Below are 22198 nucleotides of genomic sequence, written 5' to 3' on the forward strand. Positions count from 1 at the left end.
ACAAAAACAATAACGGAGATACCCCTATGACGAGCATGGCTCCACTCGATCATCAGGCCGCTGCGAAACCGCAAAACCTGTTCCTGCGAACGCTGAAACTGCTCGGCCCCGGCATTATCGCCGTGCTGTCGTGGCTCGGTGCGGGCGATCTCATCACGTCTTCAGTGGCCGGTGCGAACTACGGCTACGCCATGATGTGGGTGCTGGCCGTCTCGTTGTTGCTCAGATACCTGATCGTCAACATCATTGCCCGTTTCCAGCTGTGCAATAACCAAGGCATGACCATTCTGCAGGGCTACGCCCAGCTCAACCCGGTGTTTGCCTGGTTCATGCTGGTTTATGCCCTGTTGATGGGGCACCTGATGAACGCCTACATGATCAAGGGGCAGGGAGTCGCTGGCGATGCTGTTCAAGATCGATCAGCCATTGCTGTGCTCGGTGGCGGTGGTGCTGGCGGTCTGGATGCTGGTCGGGCGCAACATCTACACAATGATTGAAGGCGTGATGAAGCTGCTGCTGGCGATCATGACCCTGGCGTTCATCGCTTTGGCGGTGATGTCCGGTCCGGATGTCAGCGGCATCATCAAAGGCACCATCGGCTTCAGCATTCCGCCGGACGAAGGCGTGCATGGCGCGTTGTTGGTAGCGGTTTCAGTGATCGGCGCGGTTGCCGGTTCGATTGCCAACTTCGTGCACCCCTATGTCATGCGCCAGAAAGGCTGGACCGGGCCGCAGCACAAGCGCATTCAGCGTAACGATCTGCTGTTCGCGGTGTTTGTCGGGATCATCATCAACCTGGCGATCTGGATCGTCGGTGCGGAAATCCTGCGCCCCAATGGCATCGAGGTGAAAACCCTGGCTGACTTGGGCAAGGCACTGGAAATCTTCTTCGGCCCGATCGGCTGGTACGTGTTCTTCATCGGCGTGTTCGCGACACTGTTCGCCAGTATTTCAGGCAAGACCACGGCGTTTCCGATGCTGATCACCGATGCCTTCCAGCATGTTCGTCCTGAGCGTCGCGAGAAGTACGGCAAAGAGTTCCATCATGACCCGATGCACAAGTGGTTCATGCTGTTCATCCTGGTCACGCCGCTGATCTGGTCGATGCCGGGCATGCCGGATTTCGTCACCCTGACCATTGGTGTCAGCGCGTTGAACATCATTGGTCTGCCGGTGATTTCTTTGGGCTTGCTGATCATGTCCAACCAGAAATCGCTGCTGGACAAGCAATACCGCAACAACCTGTTTGAAAACATCGCGCTGATGTTTGCTACCGGTCTGGCGCTGTGGGTAGCGTTCCAGTTGGGCGTTGATCTGTTTACTTGATGACGAGCAGTCGAGGGGCGCACGCCCTCGAATGGGCGCTTACAGCGGCACATCCATTTCGATCCGGCGCCACGCGGCTTCGGAAAAGCTGTACACCGAGAAGGCGATCAACCCCAACGCCATCAGCATCAACAGCACGCCGCCGGCCGGCAGATTCTGCAAAGCATCCAGCGCTTCCTTCATGCCGGGTGGATTGGTCGCTTGATAAACCGAGCCGCTGACCGCCATCAACACTGCAATCTCGATAAACACCACGCCGCGGGCGATCAAGCCAAACCGCGACACCGGGCGCACGTAACGCATCACCTCGTCATCCGCTTCGAAGTATTTCTCGAACGTGGCCTTCCAGCCTTTGATGATGTGGGCGATACCGACACCCAGCGGGATCAGCGCGATCAGGTAGATCAACAGGTTCGAATGCTCGAACGACAGCAGCTGCGCGAGCAGATCCTTGGTCTTGCCATCGCCGGAGCCGCCCGAACTCCTGAGACCACTCACCAACAGACCCAAGGCAAAGAAGGCCAGCGCCGCGTTGACCAGCCCGCCGGCGAGCAGACCTGCGCGAATGACCAGGCCTTTGAACTCGGTGCCGTGGTGGTCGACATCGCGGATCGCTTGCAGCGCACGCCAGGCGGCGAAGGCCAGCAGGCCGGCGACCACAACACCGATCAGCACGTAGCCGAAGGGCTGGCTGAGCAATGCTTCAAGGCTTTTGTGACTGTCTTTCGGTTGGTGGAGTCGTGCGCCGCCAGCAGCGCGAAGATGCCGATGATCAGATACAGAACGCCGCGCGCGGCGTATCCGCCTCGGGCAAGCAGGACAAGCGTGTGTTGAGTGGACATGGGTTTTACTTCCAGGGAATCGATGTGAAGCAGACCCGTGGACGGGGCAGGGGTTCGATAAATGCGTCGCCCGTGGGCGACGCGCGCCTTATCAGCCTGCCATGCAGCGCTTGCCTCGCTTCGGCGTCATAACGGCGTGGTCAGCGAAAATGGAATGCGCAGCTCTTCAACCGGCCCTGAATCCCGGCCGCACATTTCGTCGTGCACGCATTGCTGCACCAGCACGCAGGGAAACGCCGGCACGGTTTGCAGCAAGTCGCGCAGGTGGGTGATCGAACGCAGGTGCATTGGCTTGGCCGCGTCATCGAGCAGGGTGAACTGGCCTTGATCCACGCGAATCCGCGCCAGATAAAAACCACCTTCGAGTGACAGCAGCTCCAGTTCGCGAACTTCACTGTTGGCCGCACGTTCGGTCAGGGTTTGCAGATTCATGCTTCACTCCTTGCCTACCAGGGCAGGCGTTCTCCATCGTAGGCGAAGAAATGGCCGCTATCGGCCGGCGTCAGCGTGTCAATCAGACTCAGTAATTGCGCAGCGGCAATGTCTGCCGGGCGGGCGCTTGAGGCTCCGCGAAAAGGTTGCGACAACGGCGAGACCACCGTGCCCGGGTGCAGACTGAGCAAGCGACTCTGCGGCCGAGTGCGCGAAAGCTCGATGGCGGCGGTCTTGATCAGCATGTTCAGCGCAGCCTTGGAGGCGCGGTAGGCGTACCAGCCGCCCAAACGGTTGTCGCCGATGCTGCCGACTTTTGCCGAAAGCATCGCCATCGCTCCTTGAGGTGCAAGCAATGGCAGAAAGTCGCGCAGCAGCAATGCCGGCCCCAGCGTGTTGACTTGAAACACGGCCTGCAGCGACTCGGCTTCGATTGCGCTGTAGCTTTTTCCGGCTTGATCCGGTCACGATGGAGCAGGCCGGCCGTGTGAATGATCAGGTGATAGGGCGCTTCGCCTGCCAGTTCGGCGGCGGCGCTGGCGATCGTTTCGGGCTGCTCGAGGTCGAGCTTCGGTACAGTTTTGCGTCCCAGCGCACGGACGCTGGCGCAGCGTGGATCCTGGTTCAAATGTTGGCAGAACGCCGTGCCGAGGGCGCCACTGGCACCGATCACCAAGGCGCGATAACCGTCGCCGAACGAGGCCAGGGTCAACCCACTGCTCATGGGTTCGCTCCAGCGTTCTGGCGCCGGAAGAACACCGTCACCTGACCGACTTCGAAGCCCCACTTGGACATACGGGTGCGGTTGATCAACGTGTCTTCGTCGACCAGGTACATCCAGTCGTCCATGCTCATCTCGTAAGTCGAGTCGTCGACCGGCAGATTCAGGCGATAACGCCAGTGGAAAGTGTTGCCTGCGATCTGGCCCTGTGCGACACCGACCACATCGTGCGCGCGACCGCTCCACTGACCATTGCCGCCAGGAGTGAGGGTCCAGACTCGGCGTTCATGGGTGCCGTCGCTGTAACGGAAGCGCTCGTCGAGGATCAGGTTTTCACCCTCACGACGGCTGGCAATATCGACCTCAAAGCGCTTGACCACTTCGCCGTTGCGCTTCTGAAACATCCCCCAAGCTTTGACGGGCTGGCTGAAAAACTGCTCTAGACTCAATGCCGGTTGCTGATCGGCGTAACGAGCAACATCGACACTGCCGCAGCTTGCAATGCTGAGCGCCAGTCCTAACAGCAGCAGAAATCGAGTCATCTTCCTACTCCTTGAGCTTGTACAGTTAACAGGCTGTGTATAGGCCTAACGCCGGCCGATGAGCTGGAGAAATTCCTGCCGCGTTGTCGAGCTGTCGCGAAAGGCGCCGAGCATGACAGAGGAGGTCATGATCGAATTCTGCTTGGCGACACCGCGCATCATCATGCACATGTGCCGCGCCTCAATGACCACCGCGACCCCGGCGGCATCGGTGATCTGCTGGATGGCTTGAGCAATCTGCTGAGTGAGGTTTTCCTGGATCTGCAGGCGCCGCGCGAACATATCGACGACCCGCGCGACCTTCGACAGCCCCAGCACCCGGCCCGTGGGGATGTACGCCACATGCGCCTTGCCGATAAACGGCAGCATATGGTGCTCACACAATGAATAAAGCTCGATGTCGCTGACGATCACCATCTCATCGCTCTGCGACTCGAACAGCGCACCGTTGGTAACGTCTTCCAGGCTCATCGCGTAACCGTTGCACAGGTATTGCATGGCCTTGGCGGCGCGCTGGGGCGTGTCCAGCAGACCCTCGCGCTCAGGATTTTCACCGACGCCAACGAGGATTTCACGGTAATGGCTGGCTAGTAGTGGGCTCATTCGGGTTACTCGTGGCGGTGCGGGCTAGGGACACTGTCGGGCGAAAAGGTTGTACGCATACAGGTTGGCTGTATAGGTTTTATTGAAGATAGGCTGAAAAGGATCAACTGACAACGCATCGGTGGTTTTTTTGTGCGGGTTTGGGATTGCAGGCAGGAAAAACCTGGGGCCAGGTTTGATGCGTGGCTTGTTTGGGGCCGATGTACGAGCGTCTCAGCTGATAGCTGCCGGTGGCGGATGGTAGCTATCGGCTAAATGCGGACGCCCAACGCATTTTTTCCAACCCAAAGCGATCATCATCATGTTCAAGTATTATCGCGCCGATGCTCGGACTGTTCATAGGTAGGTTGATGCATGGCCAGAAGCGTTAGGCTTCAACAGAAACTTCATTCAAAGTATCTGGTTGAGGTAGCGGGAGAGGTGGTGCTTGATGACTGCCTTGTTGAAAAGCTATGGGCGCTCAACAGAGGTGACAGGTTTGAGTTGAATTCACGATCCTTCGGTTTTGGACCTGTTCAAAAATACCGCTTGGAATACGCGATAACGAGAGGCCCCATTCCTGGGCATTGGCTCTACAAAGAATTTGACCCAAAGGAACTGACGTTATTTTTTACGGCAAAAGACTTTGCCGGCATTTGTCATGGCTGGACCTTGTTTGACGAGTGACCATTCACGGTTCGCTGCCTGGGAGGCAGCTTCTGGCCAAAAGCCGTGATTAAGCGACCAGCGTAATCTTTCGGCCTTCTCGCACAATTGAGGCAAGCAACAGATGACGGAACAGCTTTGCGTTGTATTCATTCCGGCGCTTTCGGTGGCTTTGCAAAGCGCCGAAACGAACAAAGGCTCCCCACTTACAGAGTCCGAGGCACTCAAAATTCGTGATCACGCGACGTGTGTTGCAGTTCCATTCGACATCGCCCTGCATATGGAGAACGAACGTGGGTTCCGGGACTTAGTCGCCGAGGACTACTGGAATGAATGGCAACGACTACGGCTCTCAATGAAGAAATGCCCCCTCTGAATTGCACCCGTACTCAGTCATAAGATGCAGTCTTCACCTGCCCATTGCTGCTGAAATGAGAGGCAGCTATTGGCCGGAGTCCGCCACTCACAAATGACCGCTGACGGCCAAAAACAGTCATTCAGGTATGCCGATAAAAACCCATAATCGGCCATAAGTAGATGGATGGAGATTTATTGCCTCAGCGAGCTTGCAAGAGCGAGCCAACCAGCGAGCCTTTGACCTATCGAGTACTCGACACGCTAGCTTGTCTGGACGGGTTTTAAGGTTGGCAGAGTTCATGGGTTGCCATAATCGGATGCACGAGAATCGGCCACGAGAAAAAATACAACGGCCATCCCATCGACGAGGAGATCGTCCGTTCGCTGCTGACCTTCTCGTTTTTTTCACCATCACGATTGCCGCCATCGCTTTGGGCCTGGCGCTGATCGGGCTTGATTGGATTACCGCCCTGAGCGGTGCCGCTACGGCGGTGTGTAACGTCGGCCCCGGCCTGGGCACAATCATCGGGCCGGCAGGTAATTTCTCGGCACTGCCCGATGCGGCCAAATGGCTACTCACCGTTGGCATGCTGCTAGGCAGGTTGGAAATCCTGACGGTGTTGGTGCTCGTGACCCCGTTTTCTGGAGATATTGAGCCAGTCATTCGCTGGCAGAGACGCCGATTGTTGCCTGTTTCGGTGAATAGCACGGCAGTCACGGCTTTACCGCGTGATCATCGTCAGTACGGGGAGCGTCCATCGGTTTCTTCTCCGGTACTGTAAAACTCACTGTCGTACTGGTGATGATCTGGTGCGTCGGGTCGGCCACTTCCAGCAGAACTTTGTGATCACCGGGGTAAGCCCGACCAGGATAATCGGGTCTTCACTGGTGTGCGCCCACGTACCTTTCCAGTCATCGACGGTCACGTGAAGGTGACCTAAGCGTGGCGATACCTCAGCAGCCACTTTGCCAAATACCGGCATGATCCTGGCATGGTCTGTTCGAAACTGGATGATGACCACTCCACGGGCGAGCGGCTCGGCAAGCGGCGGGTAGGCAATGAGTCTCGGCGCACTTTCGGATGCCAAGGGCAGTATCGCCGGTGGAGGATCGCTGCCTGCTGCCCCTTGTCCGAGCACGGATGTGCAAAAGCAGACACCCACAGCCAGGGCCAATAGACTTCCGGGAGCGAGGGACATGATCTGGTTCTCCGCACTATTTGATTAAAGCGTAGATCAAGCTGGGTATTGCCCGCTGCTCATTTGAAACTGGAATCATCTAACGTATCTCATCGATACTGACTGGCCGCTTCTGGCCGATCTCCGTGTCACGGATCGCCAAATACCCAAAAGCGGCCACCTTGTGTTGTGTACTATCTGTGTCCATTCACTGCTAAGCGAGATGCTTGATGCCTGATCGCTACTCCTCGTCTCCGGCAAGAGCTGGGCGGGATCTGCAAAACGCACGCTCGCTTTTGGGAAAGCAACTGAGCGATCTGGTGTACTACCAGTACTACTTCAACCACGAGAAGTATTTGGGTGACATTGGTTCTCTAGAGTGGCGTTTTGGCGAGAGAGAAGTTTTATCCATGTATCTCTTGAGTGATGGCGAACGAGTAGGCGCGGATTTATTGCCGACTGACGCGCCCACCTCATTCGATATAGAGCCGGACGCGACTTGCTCCTGGAAGATGAAAAGCCTGTTTACAGATCTGTCAGCAAGCCACCTTCAGCACAAAATAATTTGCGAAGTTGAGGGGATTCTTGATTCCCTCAACGGGCAAGAGACTTGGCTAGCCGGATTCAAAGTGACGTTCGAGACCGGCGACACCTTGATTTACCTTAACCAAGGCGACGATGCGGTCGTATTGATCAATTCGCTAGCGCCAGTAAGCGAGGGTCTCGATACCCGCTTCGTCACCTCTATCTGATGACAGTCCAAGTCGACTTCTACCGTGTAAGGCTTGGGAAAACGGGACCACCCAATCCGAAGCTGCTTTTGAACCATAGCTGCCCCTTAACAGCAAATCTGCCAACATGTTTCCTAACAGGCTTGTCCTGAATCCATCGCAAAACCGAACTCACGAGTACTTTGATCCCATGGCCACACGTCTTAGTGATGCCGAGCTTGATTACGTACTGGGGATGATTGAAAAAGCCCCAAACACCGAATTAAATGTCATGTGTGACCACCTGCAGATCGACAGCCGCGATCTTCTCAATCAGTTGGCGATCTCAGTGGCAAGACTGTTTATCACCGGCGGCCGCGATTTTCATTACTGTGATGAGGTGATGAATATTGTCATCAGCGATATCGTCGATCTGTCCTTGTACGCAGAGATGCCCGAGCCGGCGTTTTCAATCTATCAGGCATTTGATGCGGGCGAGTATTGGCACAGCGGCGATGACCGGGCGGTATTCCCTTGGGAGAGGTGGACCCGTCCTGAGCTTGAGAGAATTTTGCGTGAGGTCAGCGGTTGATAACCAAGTCGAAGGTGCCCGCGATAAAGCGGGCACCGTTTCCTTTAAGAGAAAATAGGCTACCCGCCTAATTACCAGTTGTAGCTCAGCTTGGCGGTAATCTCGCGGCCCGGGTTGTAGAAGTTCGCGGTGCCGGAGCCGACCACGTGCTGCTCGTCCAGCAGGTTGCTGACGTTCACCGCCAGGTCGGTGCCCTTGGCGATCTTGTAGTTGAAGGCGGCGTCGAACAGCGTGGTGCCATCGCTTTTGCCGGAGTTGGCTGCATCGAAGTAATAAGCGCCGACGTAGCGTGCACCCAGGCCCACGCTGACATCGGTGGCGGGTACGTCGTAGTAACTCCAGAGCGAGGCGGAATGCTTGGGTGCCGTGGCGAACTCGTTACCCTTCAGCGAGCTGCCGTCGTACAACGAACCGCGCAGTACTTCAGACTCCATGTAGGAATAGCCACCGATCAGGCTGAGGTTCTGCGTTACCTGCGCCTTGGCCTCCAGATCGAGGCCACGCGCCCGCGATTCGCCCACCGTCTGCTGCTCAATGATGCCGCTCGGCAGCACCACGGCGATGGTGACGTTTTCCTGGGTCAGGTCATACACTGCGGCGGAGAACAGTGCGTCCATTCCCATCGGCGCATACTTCACACCCACTTCGTACTGCCTGCCTGTCTGCGGTGTCACGCCAACCTGCGGCGGCGAGACCGATTCGACCATGCTCACATAGGTAGACACCTCGTCGTTGACGATGTAGGTCAACGCACCTCGGTAGGAGGTTTCGGAGAAGTTGTCTTTCTCGGTGGATTGCAAGCCTTTGCTGGTCAGGTCCATCGAGTCGTTGCGCACGCCCCCGGTGACGATGAAACGCTCGTAGAACGACAGGTTCTGCTGAAGGAAGACGGCCTTGGTGGTTGCGTCTCGTTTGTTGACGGCATACGGCGCGATTGAGCGTGGAACGCCAGTAAACACGGGGTTGGCAATGTCGATCGGGGTTGTAAGCGCGTAGACCGAGCTTTCCTTGGTGGTCGAATCGAGATACTCCACGCCCACCAGGCTGCTGCTGTCGATGTTCTCGAAGCGGGCATCGTATTGCAGCATCAGATTGCCGTTGAACTGGTCGGCGTCAGTGTCCGTTCCAAACAGGTATCGATCGACGCTAGTACCGACACGTGCGGCGCTGTCGCTGAGGTACACGTAGCCAAAATCATCGGTCAACTGGCTGTAACGCAGATTGCTGCGCAGCACGAAACCGTTGTCGAAATCATGGGTGACATTACCGCTGAGGCTGGTGCGCTCGACATCGTGGAAGTTGTAGCTGGGCTCGCCATAAAACTTGCTGCGGTCGTATTCCCGATCCAGCGGATAGCCGCCGCTGTTGGGCGAACTTTCAGTTTTCAGGTAGTCCAGAATCATCGTGGCCGACGTGTAATCCGTCGGTGCCCAGGTCAGGCCACCCATAAACAATTGGTTGTCGTCCTGCGAGTGGTCGTATTCGCGGTCGCTGTTCTGGCCTTTGGCAGTAAAGCGGCCGGCCAGGGTTTTCTCGTCGTTCAGCGCATCGCCGACATCGATGCCGGTCTCGACATGATCAAACGAACCGTAGGTGACATAGCCTTGGCCAAACTTCTCGAAGCGCGGCTGTTTGGTCACGAAATTTACCGAACCGCCCGGGTCGGCAGGGCCGAACAGGGTGGAGTTGGCGCCACGTAGAATCTCGATGCGCTCATAGGCGAATGGGTCTTCGCGTACGCCGCGCATCGAGCTCAGGGTCAAGCCGTCACGGTAGGTGGTGGCCTGGAAGCCGCGGATCTGGAAATAGTCGTTGCGATCATCCGTACCATAAAAGTCACTGACCACGCCCGGCGTATATTGCAGCGCTTCTTCCGTGGTGCTGACGCTGCGTTGCTGCATTTCCTTGTTGGTCACCACCGACACCGATGCCGGTGTATTGAGAATGCTGGTGGCGACCTTGCCGCCCACCCAGAGCTCCTTGGCAACTACGGAATTGGTGTCGTCGTCGGCACTGACCCTGACTTTGGCATTGATGATGAGCGGGGCGAGGCGGTAGTCCTCGACGGCCGTTGCGTCGAGCTCCAGCGGGCCGGTGGTTTTTGCTTGAAGGGTCAGCAGATAAGCATTCGGGCCTTGCTGTTCGATCTGCAATTCGCTGCCCTGGAGCAGGGCTGACAGCGCTGCCGACGTATCGAGCGCGCCATTCACGCCAGCCGTGGTGCGGTTCGCCACACTCGAGGCGTCGAAGGAAAGGCTGATGCCAGCCTCGCGCGCAAAGCGGTCAAGCGCCGGCGCCAGTGGGCCGGGGGCGATATTCCACTGTTTGACTTGATTGCTGTGATCAGCGCCCGAGGTTTGCGCCAGCGATGGCAATGCGTAGCTGCTCACGATCAAACCCAAGATCGCACCGTGCATGGCACGACTTAATGGATGGCGCTGCGAAACAGGGGACGAACTCATTTTCTCGCTCCAAGAAAGGACATCGGCAGACTGGCCTGTATTCCGGCCTTCCTTACAGGTCGAACGAGAATGAGAAACCACCTCATTATTTTTCAGGTAGCAAAAAAATATTCGGGTGGAGTCAGGTGGCAGCGCTCACGGTGACCCAATAACGGGTTCGGTAATCAATGTGCAGGCGCAGTGACTGCGCGATCAATGCCAGGACCCGATCGTTGTCGTCGAGCTGGAAGGTGCCGGAAACGCGTCGATCAGCGACCTCTTCGGCGCAGCGCAAGACTCCTGGGCGATAACGCGACAACTCCGCGATAAAGTCACCAAGGCGCATGTGGTTCGCACTGATCACTCCGTCACCCCAAGCCCATAGATCAAGGCCGTTGTCCCTAAACGTTCGGGCGTCATTTGAGGTGAACAGCAGTTGGTTTCCTGCCAGAACGCTGCGGCTCGCAGACGCTTGACCGGAACCGGGGAAAACTGTGACCGATCCTTCCTGCGCCGCGACCAGAGTGCCGCCGTCACGCTCGCGGACCAGAAAGCGCGAGCTGTGGGCTCGCATGATCCCGTCGCGTGATTGCACCCACAACGGTCGCGCTTGCGGCGAGTGTTGATCCGCACCGACATTCAAGATGATTTCACCTCGGCGCAGGATGATCAGGCGCCGCTGGGCGTCGAAATCGCTGTCGACGGCGCTATCGCTATTGAGCTGGATAAGGCTGCCATCATCGAGTTGGAAACGTCGTTGCTCGCCGGTGCTGCTGCGCTGCTGTGCAAGCATGGAGGGCAGGGGGTGTAGTCGCGGCCGAGCCAGGCTGCCGTGCCAACAGTCGCCAATACGCCCAGTAGCTTCAGGCTTTCCCGCCGGCGCATTCCCTGCTGGGCGCCCTTAAGGGTTTGTCGAGCCAGCTGAGCTGGCACGCCTTCAAATTCATCTCCCAGCGTTTCCACACGCTGCCACGCCAATCCATGCTCCGGGCGCTGCTGCAGCCAGTGCTCGAACGTGCGCTGTGTCTGTTCATCGGCTTGATTGAAGCGAAGGCGCACCAGCCATTGGATCGCCTGCTCGACAATGGCCGGATCCAGCGCCTCGGGCTCAGGCCTCGACATAACGCAAGCGATAGCAGTGTTGCAGGGCGGTGGCCAGGTCGCGCTCCACCGTCGCGCGGGAGACTCCGAGCTTTTCGGCGATTTGCGCGCAGGTCAGACCGTCGAGTCGGGCAAATAAAAACGCCTGACGAACTCTTGGTTTAAGCGAGTCAAGCAGACGGTCTATGCGCTCGAGCGCGTCCAGTATCATCAGCCGGCTTTCTTCCGATGGAACCTCGTGTTGAGGCAGCAAGGTGATGCTTTCCAGGTAGGCACGTTCGAGTTCGCGACGACGATACTGATCAATCATCAGACCGCGGGCAATGCTGCTCAAATAGGCGCGTGGCTCGCGCAGGGCGCCGGACTGATGGCGGTGTTTGAGCACACGGACGAAAGTGTCCTGCGCCAGATCTGCGGCGTTGTCGCGACAGCCGATGCGACGGACCAGCCAGCCCTGTAGCCACGAGAAGTGGGTGCGATAGAGCAGCCCTGGATCTGCAGTACCTAGTGTTTCGTCGCTACGCATCGGCATCCCGGGACATACATGATTGATAATGAATCGCATTCTACTCAGGCGATGGGCGTCAAGCAAATACGTCACATGAAGCGATTAACGCACTGAGCCCGTCTAAGCGGGGCTTATTAAAAAAGGGATGTCAGATATTCTTTAAAGACTGCAGTTTGTTCGCCAAGTGATGGATCGAGCGTCCTTTGAACACGGTTCATGAATAATCGCACCACGCTTTGCGACTTTTTCTTTGGCGCCAACGATTTCAGGATGTAGGCAACTACAACAAGGAGTCACCCCATGTTTGCCGGATTCCTCAAAGACCATCGTCATGTCAACGGTATGGACATTGCCTATCGCATTGGCGGGAGCGGGCCGGGCCTGCTGTTGCTGCACGGGCACCCTCAGACCCATGTCATTTGGCACAAGGTCGCCGAACAACTGGCCGTGCATTTCACCGTGATCGCCGCCGACCTGCGCGGTTATGGTGATAGCGGTAAGCCTCTAGCCAACGACGACCACACCAATTACTCCAAACGCGAAATGGCCAAGGACTGTGTCGAGCTGATGAATTCCTTGGGCTTCGAACGCTTCGCTCTGCTGGCCCACGACCGAGGCGCCCGCGTTGCCCATCGCCTGGCGTTGGATCATCCCGCTGCAGTGCAACGCATGGTGCTGCTGGACATCGCGCCAACCTTGTCGATGTACGCCCAAACCAACGAAGCATTTGCCCGTGCGTACTGGCACTGGTTTTTCCTGATCCGCCCGGCACCATTGCCGGAAACCCTGATCGAAGCCAATCCGGAAGCCTACCTGCGCAGCGTGATGGGCAGTCGTAGTGCGGGGCTCAAACCGTTTACTCCCGAAGCTTTCGGCGAATACCTGCGTTGCCTGAAACTTCCGGGCGCCGCCCGGGGTATCTGTGAGGACTACCGCGCCAGCGCCAGCATAGATCTTGAGCATGACCGTGCCGACATCGAAGCCGGTCGTCACCTGAGTCTTCCATTGCTGGTTTTATGGGGCGCCGAAGGCACGGTCGGCCGTTGCTTCGAACCGCTCAAGGAATGGCAACAGGTCGCCACAGATGTTCGTGGCAAGGCGTTGTCAGCCGGCCATTACCTTGCTGAAGAAGTCCCAGAGGTATTGCTCGCCGAGGCCATGGCTTTCCTGCGTTGACACCCGCTTTTCACTGATATGAACCAGCCTTGCGCCGCAGGACATTGGCCTGCGCGCAATAGTCATGCCCGAAATTTGCCTTGAGATAATAACAATGACAATCAGAAAACTGCTGGGAACGCTCTATGTGCAGGTCCTCATAGCGATCGCCATGGGCATCGTGGTCGGCCACTACTGGCCCCAGATTGGCGTCGACTTGAAGCCATTGGGTGACGGATTCATCAAGCTGATCAAGATGATTATCGGCCCGATCATCTTCTGCACGGTGGTCTCGGGAATCACGAGTATGCACGACGTGAAGCAAGTCGGGCGGGTGGGCGGCAAGGCATTGCTGTATTTCGAAATCGTTTCGAGCATTGCTCTGGTCATTGGATTGATGGCGGCCCATCTGTTGCACCCGGGGGCGGGCTTCAACATCGACGTCAGGACCCTCGACTCTACGGCGATTGCCGGTTTTGTCGGCCAGGCGGAGCACGGCGAAGGCATTACCGGTTTTTTGCTGCACGTGATTCCAACGACGTTTTTTGATGCTTTCTCCAAGGGTGAGATTCTGCCCGTGCTGTTCGTTTCGGTGCTGTTCGGCATAGCGCTGGTGATGGTCGGTGAAAAGGGCCGCCCACTGGTAAGCGTGATCAACCAGGCCAGCGACGTATTCTTCCGCATTGTCGGCATCATCAGCCGCGTGGCACCTGTCGGAGCGTTTGGCGCGATTGCATTTACCATCGGAAAGTACGGCCTCGGCTCATTGCTGCCGCTGCTGAAACTGATCGGTACCTTCTATCTCACGGCCTTCATTTTCATTACTTGCGTACTCGGCAGCATTGCCCACTATGCCGGCTTCAATATTTTCAAACTGTTGGCGTACATCAAAGCCGAACTGCTCATTGTGCTTGGCACCAGCTCTTCAGAATCGGCGCTGCCGCAACTGATTCAAAAACTTGAAAGCCTTGGTGCCTCCAAAGGTGTAGTGGGAATCGTTGTTCCAACCGGCTACACCTTCAACCTGGACGGGACCAATATCTACATGACCCTGGCTGTGTTGTTCCTGGCTCAGGCGACCAACATCGATTTGAGTCTTGAGCAACAGCTGACTTTGCTGGCGGTGGCCATGCTCACTTCCAAGGGGCGGGCGCAGTGGTCGGTGCGGGTTTCGTCGCGCTGGCCGCGAGCCTGGCGGTAGTGCCTACGGTACCTGTGGCGGCGATGGTGTTGATCCTCGGGGTCGACCGTTTTATGGCGGAATGCCGATCCCTGACCAATATCATCGGGAATGCCGTCGCAGCCCTTGTAGTGGCGGCTTGGGAGGGTGAGCTGGATCGCAGACAGATGGCACCGATCGCCCTCAAGCGCGGCCGTCATTCACGGGCAGCTGCAGCGGCTGCCAGGCTTTCCCCGAATAGACCGCGCCCGGCATTCCGGTGGCTCATGCCGCCAGAACTACGCCGCTTCGAATCGCAATAAGTGTCTTGCTGCTGTTCCTGCTCAAGATAAGACCTGCCCACTAATGAATCTCACCAAACTTCCGATTATTCACGCACCGTGCACAACGCCTTCACCTTATCGCTATTGATACCGAATCTGCGGCGAAAATAAGCTGTTGACATAGCGCACCCGTATTCTTGCTTAGACCGAAAAAGAGCCCATTCAATGAATAGCCCCAGAACGCTCTACCAGAAACACATCGACAGCCACACTGTTTGTGTTCTCGATGATCAGGGCCATGTCCTTTTATACATTGACCGCCAAGTCGCTAATGAATACACAAGTCCACAGGCCTTTAGCGGTATGCGTGAAGCAGGCCGCCAGGTCTGGCGCCCGAGCGCGACTCTGGCGGTGGTAGACCACGTTAACCCGACTGCTCCAATTCGCATTGCCACAATGCCGGACGCCGGCGGCGCACAACAGGTCTCTTACTTCGAAGAAAACTGCCGAGACTTCGGAATTGAACTGTTCGATGTTCTCGATAAACGTCAAGGCATCGAGCACGTCGTTGCGCCTGAGCAAGGCTTCATACTGCCGGGCATGATCGTCGCAGCCGGTGACAGTCATACCACGACCTATGGTGCATTGGGCGCGTTTGGTTTCGGCATCGGTACCTCCGAAATAGAACACTTGCTGGCATCACAGACACTGGTCTACAAACGCTTGAAGACCATGCGTGTAACGGTGAACGGTTCACTCGCAACCGGCGTCACCTCCAAGGACATCATCATGGCTCTGATCGAAAAGATCGGAGCTTCGGGCGCCACAGGTTACGCAATTGAGTTTGCGGGGCCGACGATCAATGACCTCAGCGTTGAAGCCAGGATGACCATCTGCAACATGGCTGTAGAAGCTGGTGCGAGAGGCGCCTTCATGGCACCGGACGAAAAAGTCTTTGCCTACCTGCAATCCAGGCCCCGCGCACCTCAAGGCGAGATGTGGGAGCAGGCAGTCGCGAAATGGAGAGGACTGCACAGCGACGAAGGAGCTCTCTTTGATCGTGAAGTCACTCTCGATGTTGGTGCGCTGGAACCCATGGTCACCTGGGGTACGAGCCCTGATCAGGCGGCGCCGGTTGGAAGTCGTGTACCCGATCCCGCCAGTCAGACAGACCTCATATTGCGTCAGGGCATGCAGCGAGCCTTGGACTACATGGGCCTGGTACCCGGAATGCCGCTCAGCGACGTGATAATTAGCCATGCGTTCATTGGTTCCTGCACCAATGCCAGGATTGAAGACTTGCGTGATGTTGCACGAGTGGTGCGCGGTAAACGAGTCGCTGCCCATGTGCGAGCAATGATCGTCCCGGGATCGACCTTGGTGCGTAGCCAGGCGGAAGAGGAGGGGCTCGCGCAGATTTTCCTGGATGCGGGTTTTGAGTGGCGGCAATCAGGCTGCTCGATGTGCCTGGCCATGAATGATGACGTGCTCGCACCCGGTGACCGGTGTGCATCCAGTACCAATCGCAATTTTGAAGGCCGTCAGGGCGCCGGTGCGCGCACCCATCTGATGAGCCCCGCGATGGTCGCTGCGGCGGCGATTACCGGGCATTTGACTGACGTTCGATCTTTCGCTCTGGAGGCGTGAACATGCAACCTTTCACCACGGTAATCGGCAGTGCGGCACCGTTTTTGGCTGCCAACATCGACACCGACGTCATCATGCCCAAGCAGTTCCTCAAGGGGATCGATCGCAAGGGGCTGGACCAAGGCCTGTTCTTCGATCTGCGATTTCTTGAGTCCGGCGAACCCAATCCAGCTTTCATTCTCAATCAGCCCGCCTGGAACGATGCCGCTTTTCTGCTGGTCGGGCCAAACTTCGGTTGTGGATCAAGCCGCGAGCATGCCGTCTGGGGCTTGAAACAAGTCGGTATCAGAGCACTCATTGGCACTAGCTTTGCCGGTATTTTTTATGACAACTGCCAGCGAAATGGCATGCTGGCCATCCAGGTGTCCGAAGCGCAACTGAAACAAATTGCAGGCGTTATCAGCAACGCAGCAACAGCGAAGATCAACGTGAGTCTGCCAGAGCAAACGATCGAATTAGCTGACGGTGCAGTTATTCACTTTGAGATTGATCAATTGCGTAAGCAGTCGCTGTTACTCGGCCTGGATGCCATTGGCACCACGCTTCGGCGTACCGAACAGATTCGCAGCTTTGAAACCCGGTATCTGTCGGAGAATCCCTGGTTGTGAACCAGATGGAAACAGTGTCGACGGTAGATCGCATGCTGAGATCTACCGCCAGGGCATCACTCAACCGATAGATGGCGAAAATACTCTTCGAGAAACTCGACACAAACCCTCAATTTTGCCGACTCGCTAAGTCTGGTGGGGTACACAGCCCATACGTTCGCGCTTTGAGTGTATCCGTGAAGTACTTGCACCAGTCGTCCTTGTTCCAGCATCGGTTTAACGTCCCACATCGATCGCAACAAGATCCCTCCACCGCTCAATGCCCACTCCAGAACAATCTCACCGTTGTTGGAGGACAAAGGGCCGCTTACGCGCACCGACTCTTCGTGTCCGTCCTTTGTCAGGTTCCAAACGCCGAATGCGTTATTTCGCTCTTTCAGTACCAAGCAATCATGGGCGGCCAGGTCATCTAATGAGTGAGGCATGCCGCGCCGCTCCAGATACTCCGTAGTTGCACAGAGCACTCGTCGATTGCTCACAAGTTTTCGGCCCAGGTGCTGACCCGGCAGGTCATCCCCGACACGTATCTCAAGGTCAAACCCCTCGCCGACGATATCGACTACACGGTCAAACACGTCCAGACGGATATCGAGTTTCGGGTAGGTCTGCGATAGTTTGCAGATCGCTGGTGCTACGTGGTTACGTCCAAAACCGAAGCTGCTGCAAATATGCAGCGACCCTGTAGGTTGATGCCGCGCTGCGGAGATTTCGCCAAGAAATTCCTGGAGGTCTCCCAGCAGTTTTTCTGCCCATTGCCGGGCTCGTTCGCCGTCGTCGGTCAGCGCAATACGTCTTGTTGTGCGGTGCAGCAGCTTTGTGGCTAGAGTCGCCTCAAGTACGGAAATGCGTTTGCTTATGTAGGCAGGTGAATAACCCAACTCTTCGGCGGCATTCGCGAAGCCGTTTTTTCGGATAACAGTCAGGAAGACCTTTAAATCTTCCGGCAACGGAAACTGCTCACGATTCGTGTTCATACGCCGAATAAAGCCGCCATTTACCTATAGTCCGGGAATAATAACAGCGATTCGGGTTATCAGCCTTCTATGGGGCCAGTGCAAGTTCGCAGTATGCGAGTTGTCCGGTGAGGCTCATCGGCCTTTACTCCTGTTGTGCCAGCGCCTCAATCAATTCTTGGGTGGTGACGATTGAATGAGCGAAAGTCGGCCCGTTCAACTCATGGGCGGCGTGCATCATTTCCGCGCGGAAAGCGGCGGTCGCATCGCGCACCAGCGTGACGTGGTAGCCCAATTCCGAGGCGTAGCGGGCGGTCGCTTCGATGCAGGTGTTGGCGAGCAGGCCGACGATGATGACGTGGGTGATGCCTTTCTGCTTCAGGCGAAAGTCAAGGTCGGTGTTGGCAAAACCGCTGGCGCCCCAATGTTCCTGCACGACAATGTCGCCGTCCTTCGGCGCGAAATCGGGATGCCATTCGCCGCCCCATTCACCGCGTGCGAAGTGGTGCATGTGCATGATTTTGCACTGGGTCGGTGTTGGATGATCCCAGCCTTCGTAGTCGCCATGTTCCCAGCGGTGGTGCGGCACGATGATTACCGGAATGTTCTGCGCTCGTACGGCGCGATCGAGGGCTCGCAGGTTGTCGAGCAGCCCGACCTGTTCGGCAATCGGCTTGATCAAGGGGAAGACCTTGCCGTTTTCCGAGAGGAAATCGTTGTACGGGTCGACCAGCAGGTAAGCGGTGCGATCGAGCGGATAAGGGGCGTTCGACATGACGATGTACTCCAAGCAAGTTGAGTGAGCGGTGCGCTGGGCTCGCCCGTGCACCCGTGCTGGTAAATCTTTCTGTCAGGCCGGGGCGGACTCTCGTGCCACTTGCCTGAGGATTTGTTCGTATTCCTTGACGGATAGCGATCCGGACACCAACTGGCGACCGTTCAGCACCAAGGCCGGGACCGAATTAATTCCGCGCTCAAGGTAGAAACCTTCAAGTTCACGGACCTCGAGAGCGAACGCCTCGCTAGTCAAAATCTCCTGGGCGCGGGTGGTAGAAAGTCCCGCTTCACCGGCCAGGCGCACCAGTGTTTCGTGGTCGCTGGGGTTCTCGCCATTGGTGAAATAAGCCTTGAGCAGGATTATCTTCAGCGCGACCTGGCGACCTTCCTGCGCGGCCCAGAGCAGAAGGCGATGGGCATCGAAGGTATTGTAGAAATGGCTGCGCTTTTCCAGGTCGAACTGAAAACCGATGGCTTTGCCGCGCGCGACGATCATTTCATTGCGCGAGGCGACTTCTTCGGCGCTGCGCCCGTATTTGCGCATCATGTGCTTGATGGCGTGCTCGCCCCCGGCCGGCATGTCCGGGTTCAGTTCGAAGGGCTTGAAGGTCAGCTCCACGGCAACCTCGCCGGCAACATTGGCGATGGCTTGTTCCAGCGCTGTGGCGCCGAGTGCGCACCAGGGGCACACAACATCCGATACAAAGTCGATACTGACGGGAAAAGTCATTTCTTCGACTCCGTCAGTTGTTGGCGGTACTCGGTGGTGGTAATTCCCGCATAGCCCCAGTTATCGGTGTCGACCTCTTCGATAACGATGTGGGTAAGGTGCGGGTCCTTGTTAAGGACGGTTTGCATGGTTTTGGTGATCTCGGCGATGACTTGAGATTTCTGTTCTTTGGTAACGCCGTCGCGAGTGATACGAACGCTGATGAAAGGCATGGGACAAGTCTCCTGTTGGCGCCCCATCGACATGATGAGGGGAGCAGTGGGATGGACTTTAGAGTGTTGCGTTCAGCGGATAAATCGGGGTGGAGCACATCACTTATAACGCTGTGTAATCAATCCGCTTTCAGCGTGGGCGCTTACAGAAGGTCAATCGCCCTCCCTGGCTGCGGGCGCGGGGAGGGCGGATGCTACGGCGGGAGGAATCAGTTCTGCGCTTTGCTCATGCGGGTAAATAGCTCGGTGGGTACTTTCTTGCCATTGGAAATGTACTGGTTGGTTCTGAACTTGTAGACCTCACCTTCCGAAAGAAAACCATCGTGGTTGGTGTCCATCGCTTTGAATTCTTCACCGCCCTGAGGCGCTACAGCCAGCAGTTCTTTAAGAGAGACGAGGCCATCATGGTCGGTGTCTGTGCGAGCGAAAGAGTCGTCGCCACACTTGCCTTCGCCACACTTGCCTTCGCCGCATTTGCCTTCGGCAGTAGCGGACTTGTCGCTGGCTGCGCTGGCCCCGCATTTGCCCTCGCCGCATTTACCCTCGCCACATTTGCCTTCGCCGGCTTTATCCGCCGATGCCAATTGATAGCCTTGGGGCAATGGCTCAACAGCGAATGCCGCAGACGATGCCAGGCTCATGCCACCGGCCAAGGCGATAGCGGCCAGGCCGAGACTGGTTTTGTTCGAGAAAGGTGTACGGTACATAGTGCTTCTCCAGATGCTTTGCGCGGCCAGGCCGCGGTTCATGCCACAGGGGCGGATCGGCCCTCAAAGAAGCTCCGGGCGAAGGGCGCAAGCGTCTTTCACTTCGACAGAGCGATCTTGTTCGGGCAGGGCTATTTAGCGGGGGTCATGTATCGGCGATGTATCAGGCAAGAGGAGCATTTGTAAGCCAATCCCAAGACTTCGCGTTTGGGTACATAGAGATACAAAAACCGACCTCAGCCTTTGCTCGTCAGTCAGGACAACAGCTTTAAAACGGGTGTCGCTGCTACGCCGACGGCAGCTTGCGCATGCAGCTGGCGCAGCAGCACCAGTGCGTCAGCGACGAAGCCGGTCACGTCTGAAGCACCAGCCTCCGCAGCCAACGCGTGCAACTGCGCTCGACCAGCCATGTCAGGGAACTGCTCGATCCGCTGCAACAAACGGAACGCGAGAGGGCTGACCTGGGAGAACTGCACTTGGCCACTCGGCACACGGCTGATCAGCAGCAACGTCGGTTGTTCTGGCGGTTCAGAAGGCAGATGACCTGGCCCGAGACGATGTACCGCCCAGGTGTAAGCCAGCGGCCAGACGAGTGGGGAAAGCCTGAGGGGACGGTCGAGTAAATGCGCCGCATCACTGGCCTGTAACGGCGCAGCGTCCAACTGTTGCAGCGCCATTTCCACCCACTCGTAATGGGCCAATTCAGGCAAGAACGGGTACCAGGGATGTTCATGATCAGGCGAGTCCCCCAGGCTCGCTACAAAGTCTACAAACTCACGAGCAATTTCTCCGAAGCGTGGTGTCTGCGCGCGGTAGTCACGCAAAAAACGTCGTACCAGCGCACGCCAACCGGCGTTACCCAGCACGGCAACCAGCACCGGAAACGTTCCGCCCAGCAAGCCCAATAGATTGTTCAACACCAGGTTGAGATAGACCTGCGCTCTTGCGGGATTCATCTGCGCAGGCGGCGCATAACTGTCCGGGTCACGCAGGTACCGGGTCAGCGCGAGCTGCTGACTGTGCAAACTTGAAGGGAGTCAGCCATCGACAGTCACCCGCACCAGAGCATTGGCGTCGCGTTGCAAGCGCCGGATGGTATTCAACTCAGCCACCAGTTCGTCGTAGGACGGAAAGTTGAAATCGCGCTCCAGCAGCGTTGGTTTCACACCGAATAGACCATAAGCCTGGCCCAGCAATGACCAGACTACCGGTTTGACCGACGCACCATGGGTGTCGATGATCAGGTCCTCGGCTTCGTCGTAATGGCCAGCCACATGCATGGCGACTACGCGTTCTGGTTCCAGACCGGCCAGGAAAACCGCCGGATCAAACCGGTGGTTCACCGAGTTGACGTACACATTATTAACGTCGAGCAACAGGTCGCAATCGGCCTCGCGGAGCACTGCATTGGTGAACGTAAGTTCGTCCATGTCCTGATGAGCAGCGGCGTAGTAAGAGACGTTCTCCACAGCAAGACGACGACCGAGAATGTCCTGGGCACGACGGATGCGCGCAGCAACGTGATGAACGGCCTCCTCAGTGAATGGCAACGGCAGCAGGTCGTATAAATGGCCATCGTCACTGCAGTAACTCAGGTGTTCGCTATAAAACGGCACGTTGAAGCGATCGAGAAAACCGCGGACTTGCTCAAGAAAAGACTCGTCCAGCGGCGCACTGCCACCCAGCGAAAGTGACAGGCCATGGCATGACAGCGGGTAGCGTTCAGCCAGCGACTGCATGGCCTCTCCATGAGCGCCACCGATGCCGATCCAGTTCTCTGGAGCAACCTCTAGAAAATCGAAATCACCGACTGGAGCGTCACGGAGCGTGTTGAGCAGCGCACGGCGCAATCCGAGCCCGACGGTCGCCTCAAGGGGGAGCTGTGGATCTAAATGCGTTGGTGATGAAGTGTTCGTTTGCATGAGCTCAATACTCCGATTCGACGTCTGAAACGCCCGATCCACACCA

19 protein-coding genes and 7 pseudogenes are annotated in these 22198 nt (G+C 57.0%); 10 read left to right on the forward strand and 16 right to left on the reverse strand.

The annotated features are described in order from the left end of the window. The first annotated feature begins 26 nt into the window (after positions 1 to 26). Positions 27 to 1326 (forward strand): annotated as a pseudogene (locus LJU32_18425) (Nramp family divalent metal transporter). A gap of 39 nt (positions 1327 to 1365) precedes the next feature. On the opposite strand, the pseudogene LJU32_18430 reads toward LJU32_18425, so the two are convergent. The 5 genes and pseudogenes from LJU32_18430 to folE form a co-directional block, all read right to left on the reverse strand. After that, a pseudogene (locus LJU32_18430) lies at positions 1366 to 2168 on the reverse strand (DUF1206 domain-containing protein). A gap of 126 nt (positions 2169 to 2294) precedes the next feature. Continuing rightward, the gene (locus LJU32_18435) at positions 2295 to 2600 is read right to left on the reverse strand and encodes a DUF6482 family protein (GenBank protein WKV87632.1); all 306 of its coding nucleotides are present in this window, start codon (positions 2598 to 2600) and stop codon (positions 2295 to 2297) included. 14 nt (positions 2601 to 2614) lie between these two features. Continuing rightward, a pseudogene (locus LJU32_18440) lies at positions 2615 to 3324 on the reverse strand (SDR family oxidoreductase). Next, on the reverse strand, positions 3321 to 3863 hold the full coding sequence (locus LJU32_18445) for a DUF3833 domain-containing protein (protein WKV87633.1): 543 nt from the start codon (positions 3861 to 3863) through the stop codon (positions 3321 to 3323). Before LJU32_18445 ends, LJU32_18440 begins: the two are co-directional and overlap by 4 nt. A gap of 45 nt (positions 3864 to 3908) precedes the next feature. After that, the gene (folE, locus tag LJU32_18450) at positions 3909 to 4466 is read right to left on the reverse strand and encodes a GTP cyclohydrolase I FolE (GenBank protein ID WKV87634.1); all 558 of its coding nucleotides are present in this window, start codon (positions 4464 to 4466) and stop codon (positions 3909 to 3911) included. 354 nt (positions 4467 to 4820) lie between these two features. On the opposite strand from folE, the gene LJU32_18455 reads away from it, so the two are divergent. The 3 genes and pseudogenes from LJU32_18455 to LJU32_18465 all read left to right on the forward strand — a co-directional run bounded on the left by LJU32_18455 (position 4821) and on the right by LJU32_18465 (position 6123). Beyond that, a complete protein-coding gene (locus LJU32_18455) occupies positions 4821 to 5132 on the forward strand; it encodes a hypothetical protein (GenBank protein ID WKV87635.1) in 312 nt (103 codons plus the stop codon). Between the two features lie 103 nt (positions 5133 to 5235). Continuing rightward, on the forward strand, positions 5236 to 5487 hold the full coding sequence (locus tag LJU32_18460) for a hypothetical protein (GenBank protein WKV87636.1): 252 nt from the start codon (positions 5236 to 5238) through the stop codon (positions 5485 to 5487). A gap of 317 nt (positions 5488 to 5804) precedes the next feature. Continuing rightward, positions 5805 to 6123, forward strand: a pseudogene (locus tag LJU32_18465) (potassium transporter TrkH). Between the two features lie 59 nt (positions 6124 to 6182). Here the strand turns inward: LJU32_18465 and LJU32_18470 are convergent. Further along, positions 6183 to 6667: pseudogene (locus tag LJU32_18470) on the reverse strand (DUF6130 family protein). Between the two features lie 209 nt (positions 6668 to 6876). Between LJU32_18470 and LJU32_18475 the strand changes: the two are divergent. Together LJU32_18475 and LJU32_18480 are read left to right on the forward strand one after the other, a co-directional pair. Continuing rightward, positions 6877 to 7398, forward strand: a complete 522-nt coding sequence (locus LJU32_18475; protein WKV87637.1) for a hypothetical protein — start codon at positions 6877 to 6879, stop codon at positions 7396 to 7398. Positions 7399 to 7567: 169 nt separating this feature from the next. After that, positions 7568 to 7948, forward strand: coding sequence for a hypothetical protein (locus LJU32_18480; protein WKV87638.1), 381 nt, complete (start codon positions 7568 to 7570; stop codon positions 7946 to 7948). Positions 7949 to 8019: 71 nt separating this feature from the next. On the opposite strand, the gene LJU32_18485 is transcribed toward LJU32_18480, so the two are convergent. The 3 genes and pseudogenes from LJU32_18485 to LJU32_18495 all read right to left on the reverse strand — a co-directional run bounded on the left by LJU32_18485 (position 8020) and on the right by LJU32_18495 (position 12016). Continuing rightward, positions 8020 to 10410, reverse strand: coding sequence for a TonB-dependent siderophore receptor (locus LJU32_18485; GenBank protein ID WKV87639.1), 2391 nt, complete (start codon positions 10408 to 10410; stop codon positions 8020 to 8022). Positions 10411 to 10531: 121 nt separating this feature from the next. Continuing rightward, positions 10532 to 11511, reverse strand: a pseudogene (locus LJU32_18490) (DUF4880 domain-containing protein). Beyond that, a complete protein-coding gene (locus tag LJU32_18495; protein ID WKV87640.1) occupies positions 11498 to 12016 on the reverse strand; it encodes a sigma-70 family RNA polymerase sigma factor in 519 nt (172 codons plus the stop codon). The pseudogene LJU32_18490 and the gene LJU32_18495 overlap by 14 nt, the downstream one beginning before the upstream one ends. A 282-nt stretch (positions 12017 to 12298) precedes the next feature. Between LJU32_18495 and LJU32_18500 the strand changes: the two genes are divergently transcribed. The 4 genes and pseudogenes from LJU32_18500 to leuD all read left to right on the forward strand — a co-directional run bounded on the left by LJU32_18500 (position 12299) and on the right by leuD (position 16851). After that, entirely contained in the window at positions 12299 to 13174 is an 876-nt protein-coding gene (locus LJU32_18500; protein WKV87641.1) for an alpha/beta hydrolase, read from the forward strand. A 94-nt stretch (positions 13175 to 13268) separates the two neighbouring features. Further along, positions 13269 to 14635 (forward strand): annotated as a pseudogene (locus tag LJU32_18505) (dicarboxylate/amino acid:cation symporter). A gap of 186 nt (positions 14636 to 14821) precedes the next feature. Further along, a complete protein-coding gene (leuC, locus tag LJU32_18510) occupies positions 14822 to 16243 on the forward strand; it encodes a 3-isopropylmalate dehydratase large subunit (protein ID WKV87642.1) in 1422 nt (473 codons plus the stop codon). A 2-nt stretch (positions 16244 to 16245) separates the two neighbouring features. After that, entirely contained in the window at positions 16246 to 16851 is a 606-nt protein-coding gene (gene leuD / locus LJU32_18515; protein ID WKV87643.1) for a 3-isopropylmalate dehydratase small subunit, read from the forward strand. 56 nt (positions 16852 to 16907) lie between these two features. Here leuD and LJU32_18520 read toward each other — a convergent pair whose 3' ends face one another. The 7 genes from LJU32_18520 to LJU32_18550 all read right to left on the reverse strand — a co-directional run bounded on the left by LJU32_18520 (position 16908) and on the right by LJU32_18550 (position 22152). Further along, entirely contained in the window at positions 16908 to 17825 is a 918-nt protein-coding gene (locus tag LJU32_18520) for a LysR family transcriptional regulator (GenBank protein ID WKV87644.1), read from the reverse strand. Positions 17826 to 17949: 124 nt separating this feature from the next. Next, on the reverse strand, positions 17950 to 18579 hold the full coding sequence (locus LJU32_18525) for a cysteine hydrolase (GenBank protein WKV87645.1): 630 nt from the start codon (positions 18577 to 18579) through the stop codon (positions 17950 to 17952). Positions 18580 to 18654: 75 nt separating this feature from the next. Next, positions 18655 to 19311, reverse strand: a complete 657-nt coding sequence (locus LJU32_18530; GenBank protein WKV87646.1) for a DsbA family oxidoreductase — start codon at positions 19309 to 19311, stop codon at positions 18655 to 18657. Continuing rightward, the gene (locus LJU32_18535) at positions 19308 to 19523 is read right to left on the reverse strand and encodes a 4-oxalocrotonate tautomerase family protein (GenBank protein WKV87647.1); all 216 of its coding nucleotides are present in this window, start codon (positions 19521 to 19523) and stop codon (positions 19308 to 19310) included. Before LJU32_18535 ends, LJU32_18530 begins: the two co-directional genes overlap by 4 nt. Positions 19524 to 19732: 209 nt before the next feature. After that, positions 19733 to 20230 carry a hypothetical protein gene (locus LJU32_18540; GenBank protein WKV91146.1) on the reverse strand — a complete coding sequence of 166 codons (498 nt, stop codon included), beginning with the start codon at positions 20228 to 20230 and terminating at the stop codon, positions 19733 to 19735. Positions 20231 to 20484: 254 nt separating this feature from the next. Then, positions 20485 to 21255: a putative DNA-binding domain-containing protein gene (locus LJU32_18545; protein WKV87648.1), complete on the reverse strand. Its 771-nt coding sequence runs from the start codon at positions 21253 to 21255 to the stop codon at positions 20485 to 20487. A 12-nt stretch (positions 21256 to 21267) separates the two neighbouring features. Next, entirely contained in the window at positions 21268 to 22152 is an 885-nt protein-coding gene (locus LJU32_18550; protein WKV87649.1) for a DUF692 domain-containing protein, read from the reverse strand. Positions 22153 to 22198 lie beyond the last annotated feature (46 nt).

It is taken from the genome of Pseudomonas sp. B21_DOA, assembly GCA_030544685.1.
GTDB lineage: Bacteria > Pseudomonadota > Gammaproteobacteria > Pseudomonadales > Pseudomonadaceae > Aquipseudomonas > Aquipseudomonas fluorescens_AO.

Coding starts and splice junctions, on each gene's coding strand:
- LJU32_18500 (WKV87641.1), top strand. CDS start 12,299: ATGTTTGCCGGATTCCTCAAAGACCATCGTCATGTCAACGGTATGGAC.
- LJU32_18460 (WKV87636.1), top strand. CDS start 5,236: ATGACGGAACAGCTTTGCGTTGTATTCATTCCGGCGCTTTCGGTGGCT.
- LJU32_18550 (WKV87649.1), bottom strand. CDS start 22,152: ATGCAAACGAACACTTCATCACCAACGCATTTAGATCCACAGCTCCCC.
- LJU32_18475 (WKV87637.1), top strand. CDS start 6,877: ATGCCTGATCGCTACTCCTCGTCTCCGGCAAGAGCTGGGCGGGATCTG.
- LJU32_18525 (WKV87645.1), bottom strand. CDS start 18,579: ATGTCGAACGCCCCTTATCCGCTCGATCGCACCGCTTACCTGCTGGTC.
- LJU32_18485 (WKV87639.1), bottom strand. CDS start 10,410: ATGAGTTCGTCCCCTGTTTCGCAGCGCCATCCATTAAGTCGTGCCATG.
- LJU32_18520 (WKV87644.1), bottom strand. CDS start 17,825: ATGAACACGAATCGTGAGCAGTTTCCGTTGCCGGAAGATTTAAAGGTC.
- LJU32_18530 (WKV87646.1), bottom strand. CDS start 19,311: ATGACTTTTCCCGTCAGTATCGACTTTGTATCGGATGTTGTGTGCCCC.
- folE (WKV87634.1), bottom strand. CDS start 4,466: ATGAGCCCACTACTAGCCAGCCATTACCGTGAAATCCTCGTTGGCGTC.
- LJU32_18455 (WKV87635.1), top strand. CDS start 4,821: ATGGCCAGAAGCGTTAGGCTTCAACAGAAACTTCATTCAAAGTATCTG.
- leuD (WKV87643.1), top strand. CDS start 16,246: ATGCAACCTTTCACCACGGTAATCGGCAGTGCGGCACCGTTTTTGGCT.
- LJU32_18540 (WKV91146.1), bottom strand. CDS start 20,230: ATGTACCGTACACCTTTCTCGAACAAAACCAGTCTCGGCCTGGCCGCT.
- LJU32_18535 (WKV87647.1), bottom strand. CDS start 19,523: ATGCCTTTCATCAGCGTTCGTATCACTCGCGACGGCGTTACCAAAGAA.
- LJU32_18435 (WKV87632.1), bottom strand. CDS start 2,600: ATGAATCTGCAAACCCTGACCGAACGTGCGGCCAACAGTGAAGTTCGC.
- LJU32_18495 (WKV87640.1), bottom strand. CDS start 12,016: ATGCGTAGCGACGAAACACTAGGTACTGCAGATCCAGGGCTGCTCTAT.
- LJU32_18445 (WKV87633.1), bottom strand. CDS start 3,863: ATGACTCGATTTCTGCTGCTGTTAGGACTGGCGCTCAGCATTGCAAGC.
- LJU32_18480 (WKV87638.1), top strand. CDS start 7,568: ATGGCCACACGTCTTAGTGATGCCGAGCTTGATTACGTACTGGGGATG.
- leuC (WKV87642.1), top strand. CDS start 14,822: ATGAATAGCCCCAGAACGCTCTACCAGAAACACATCGACAGCCACACT.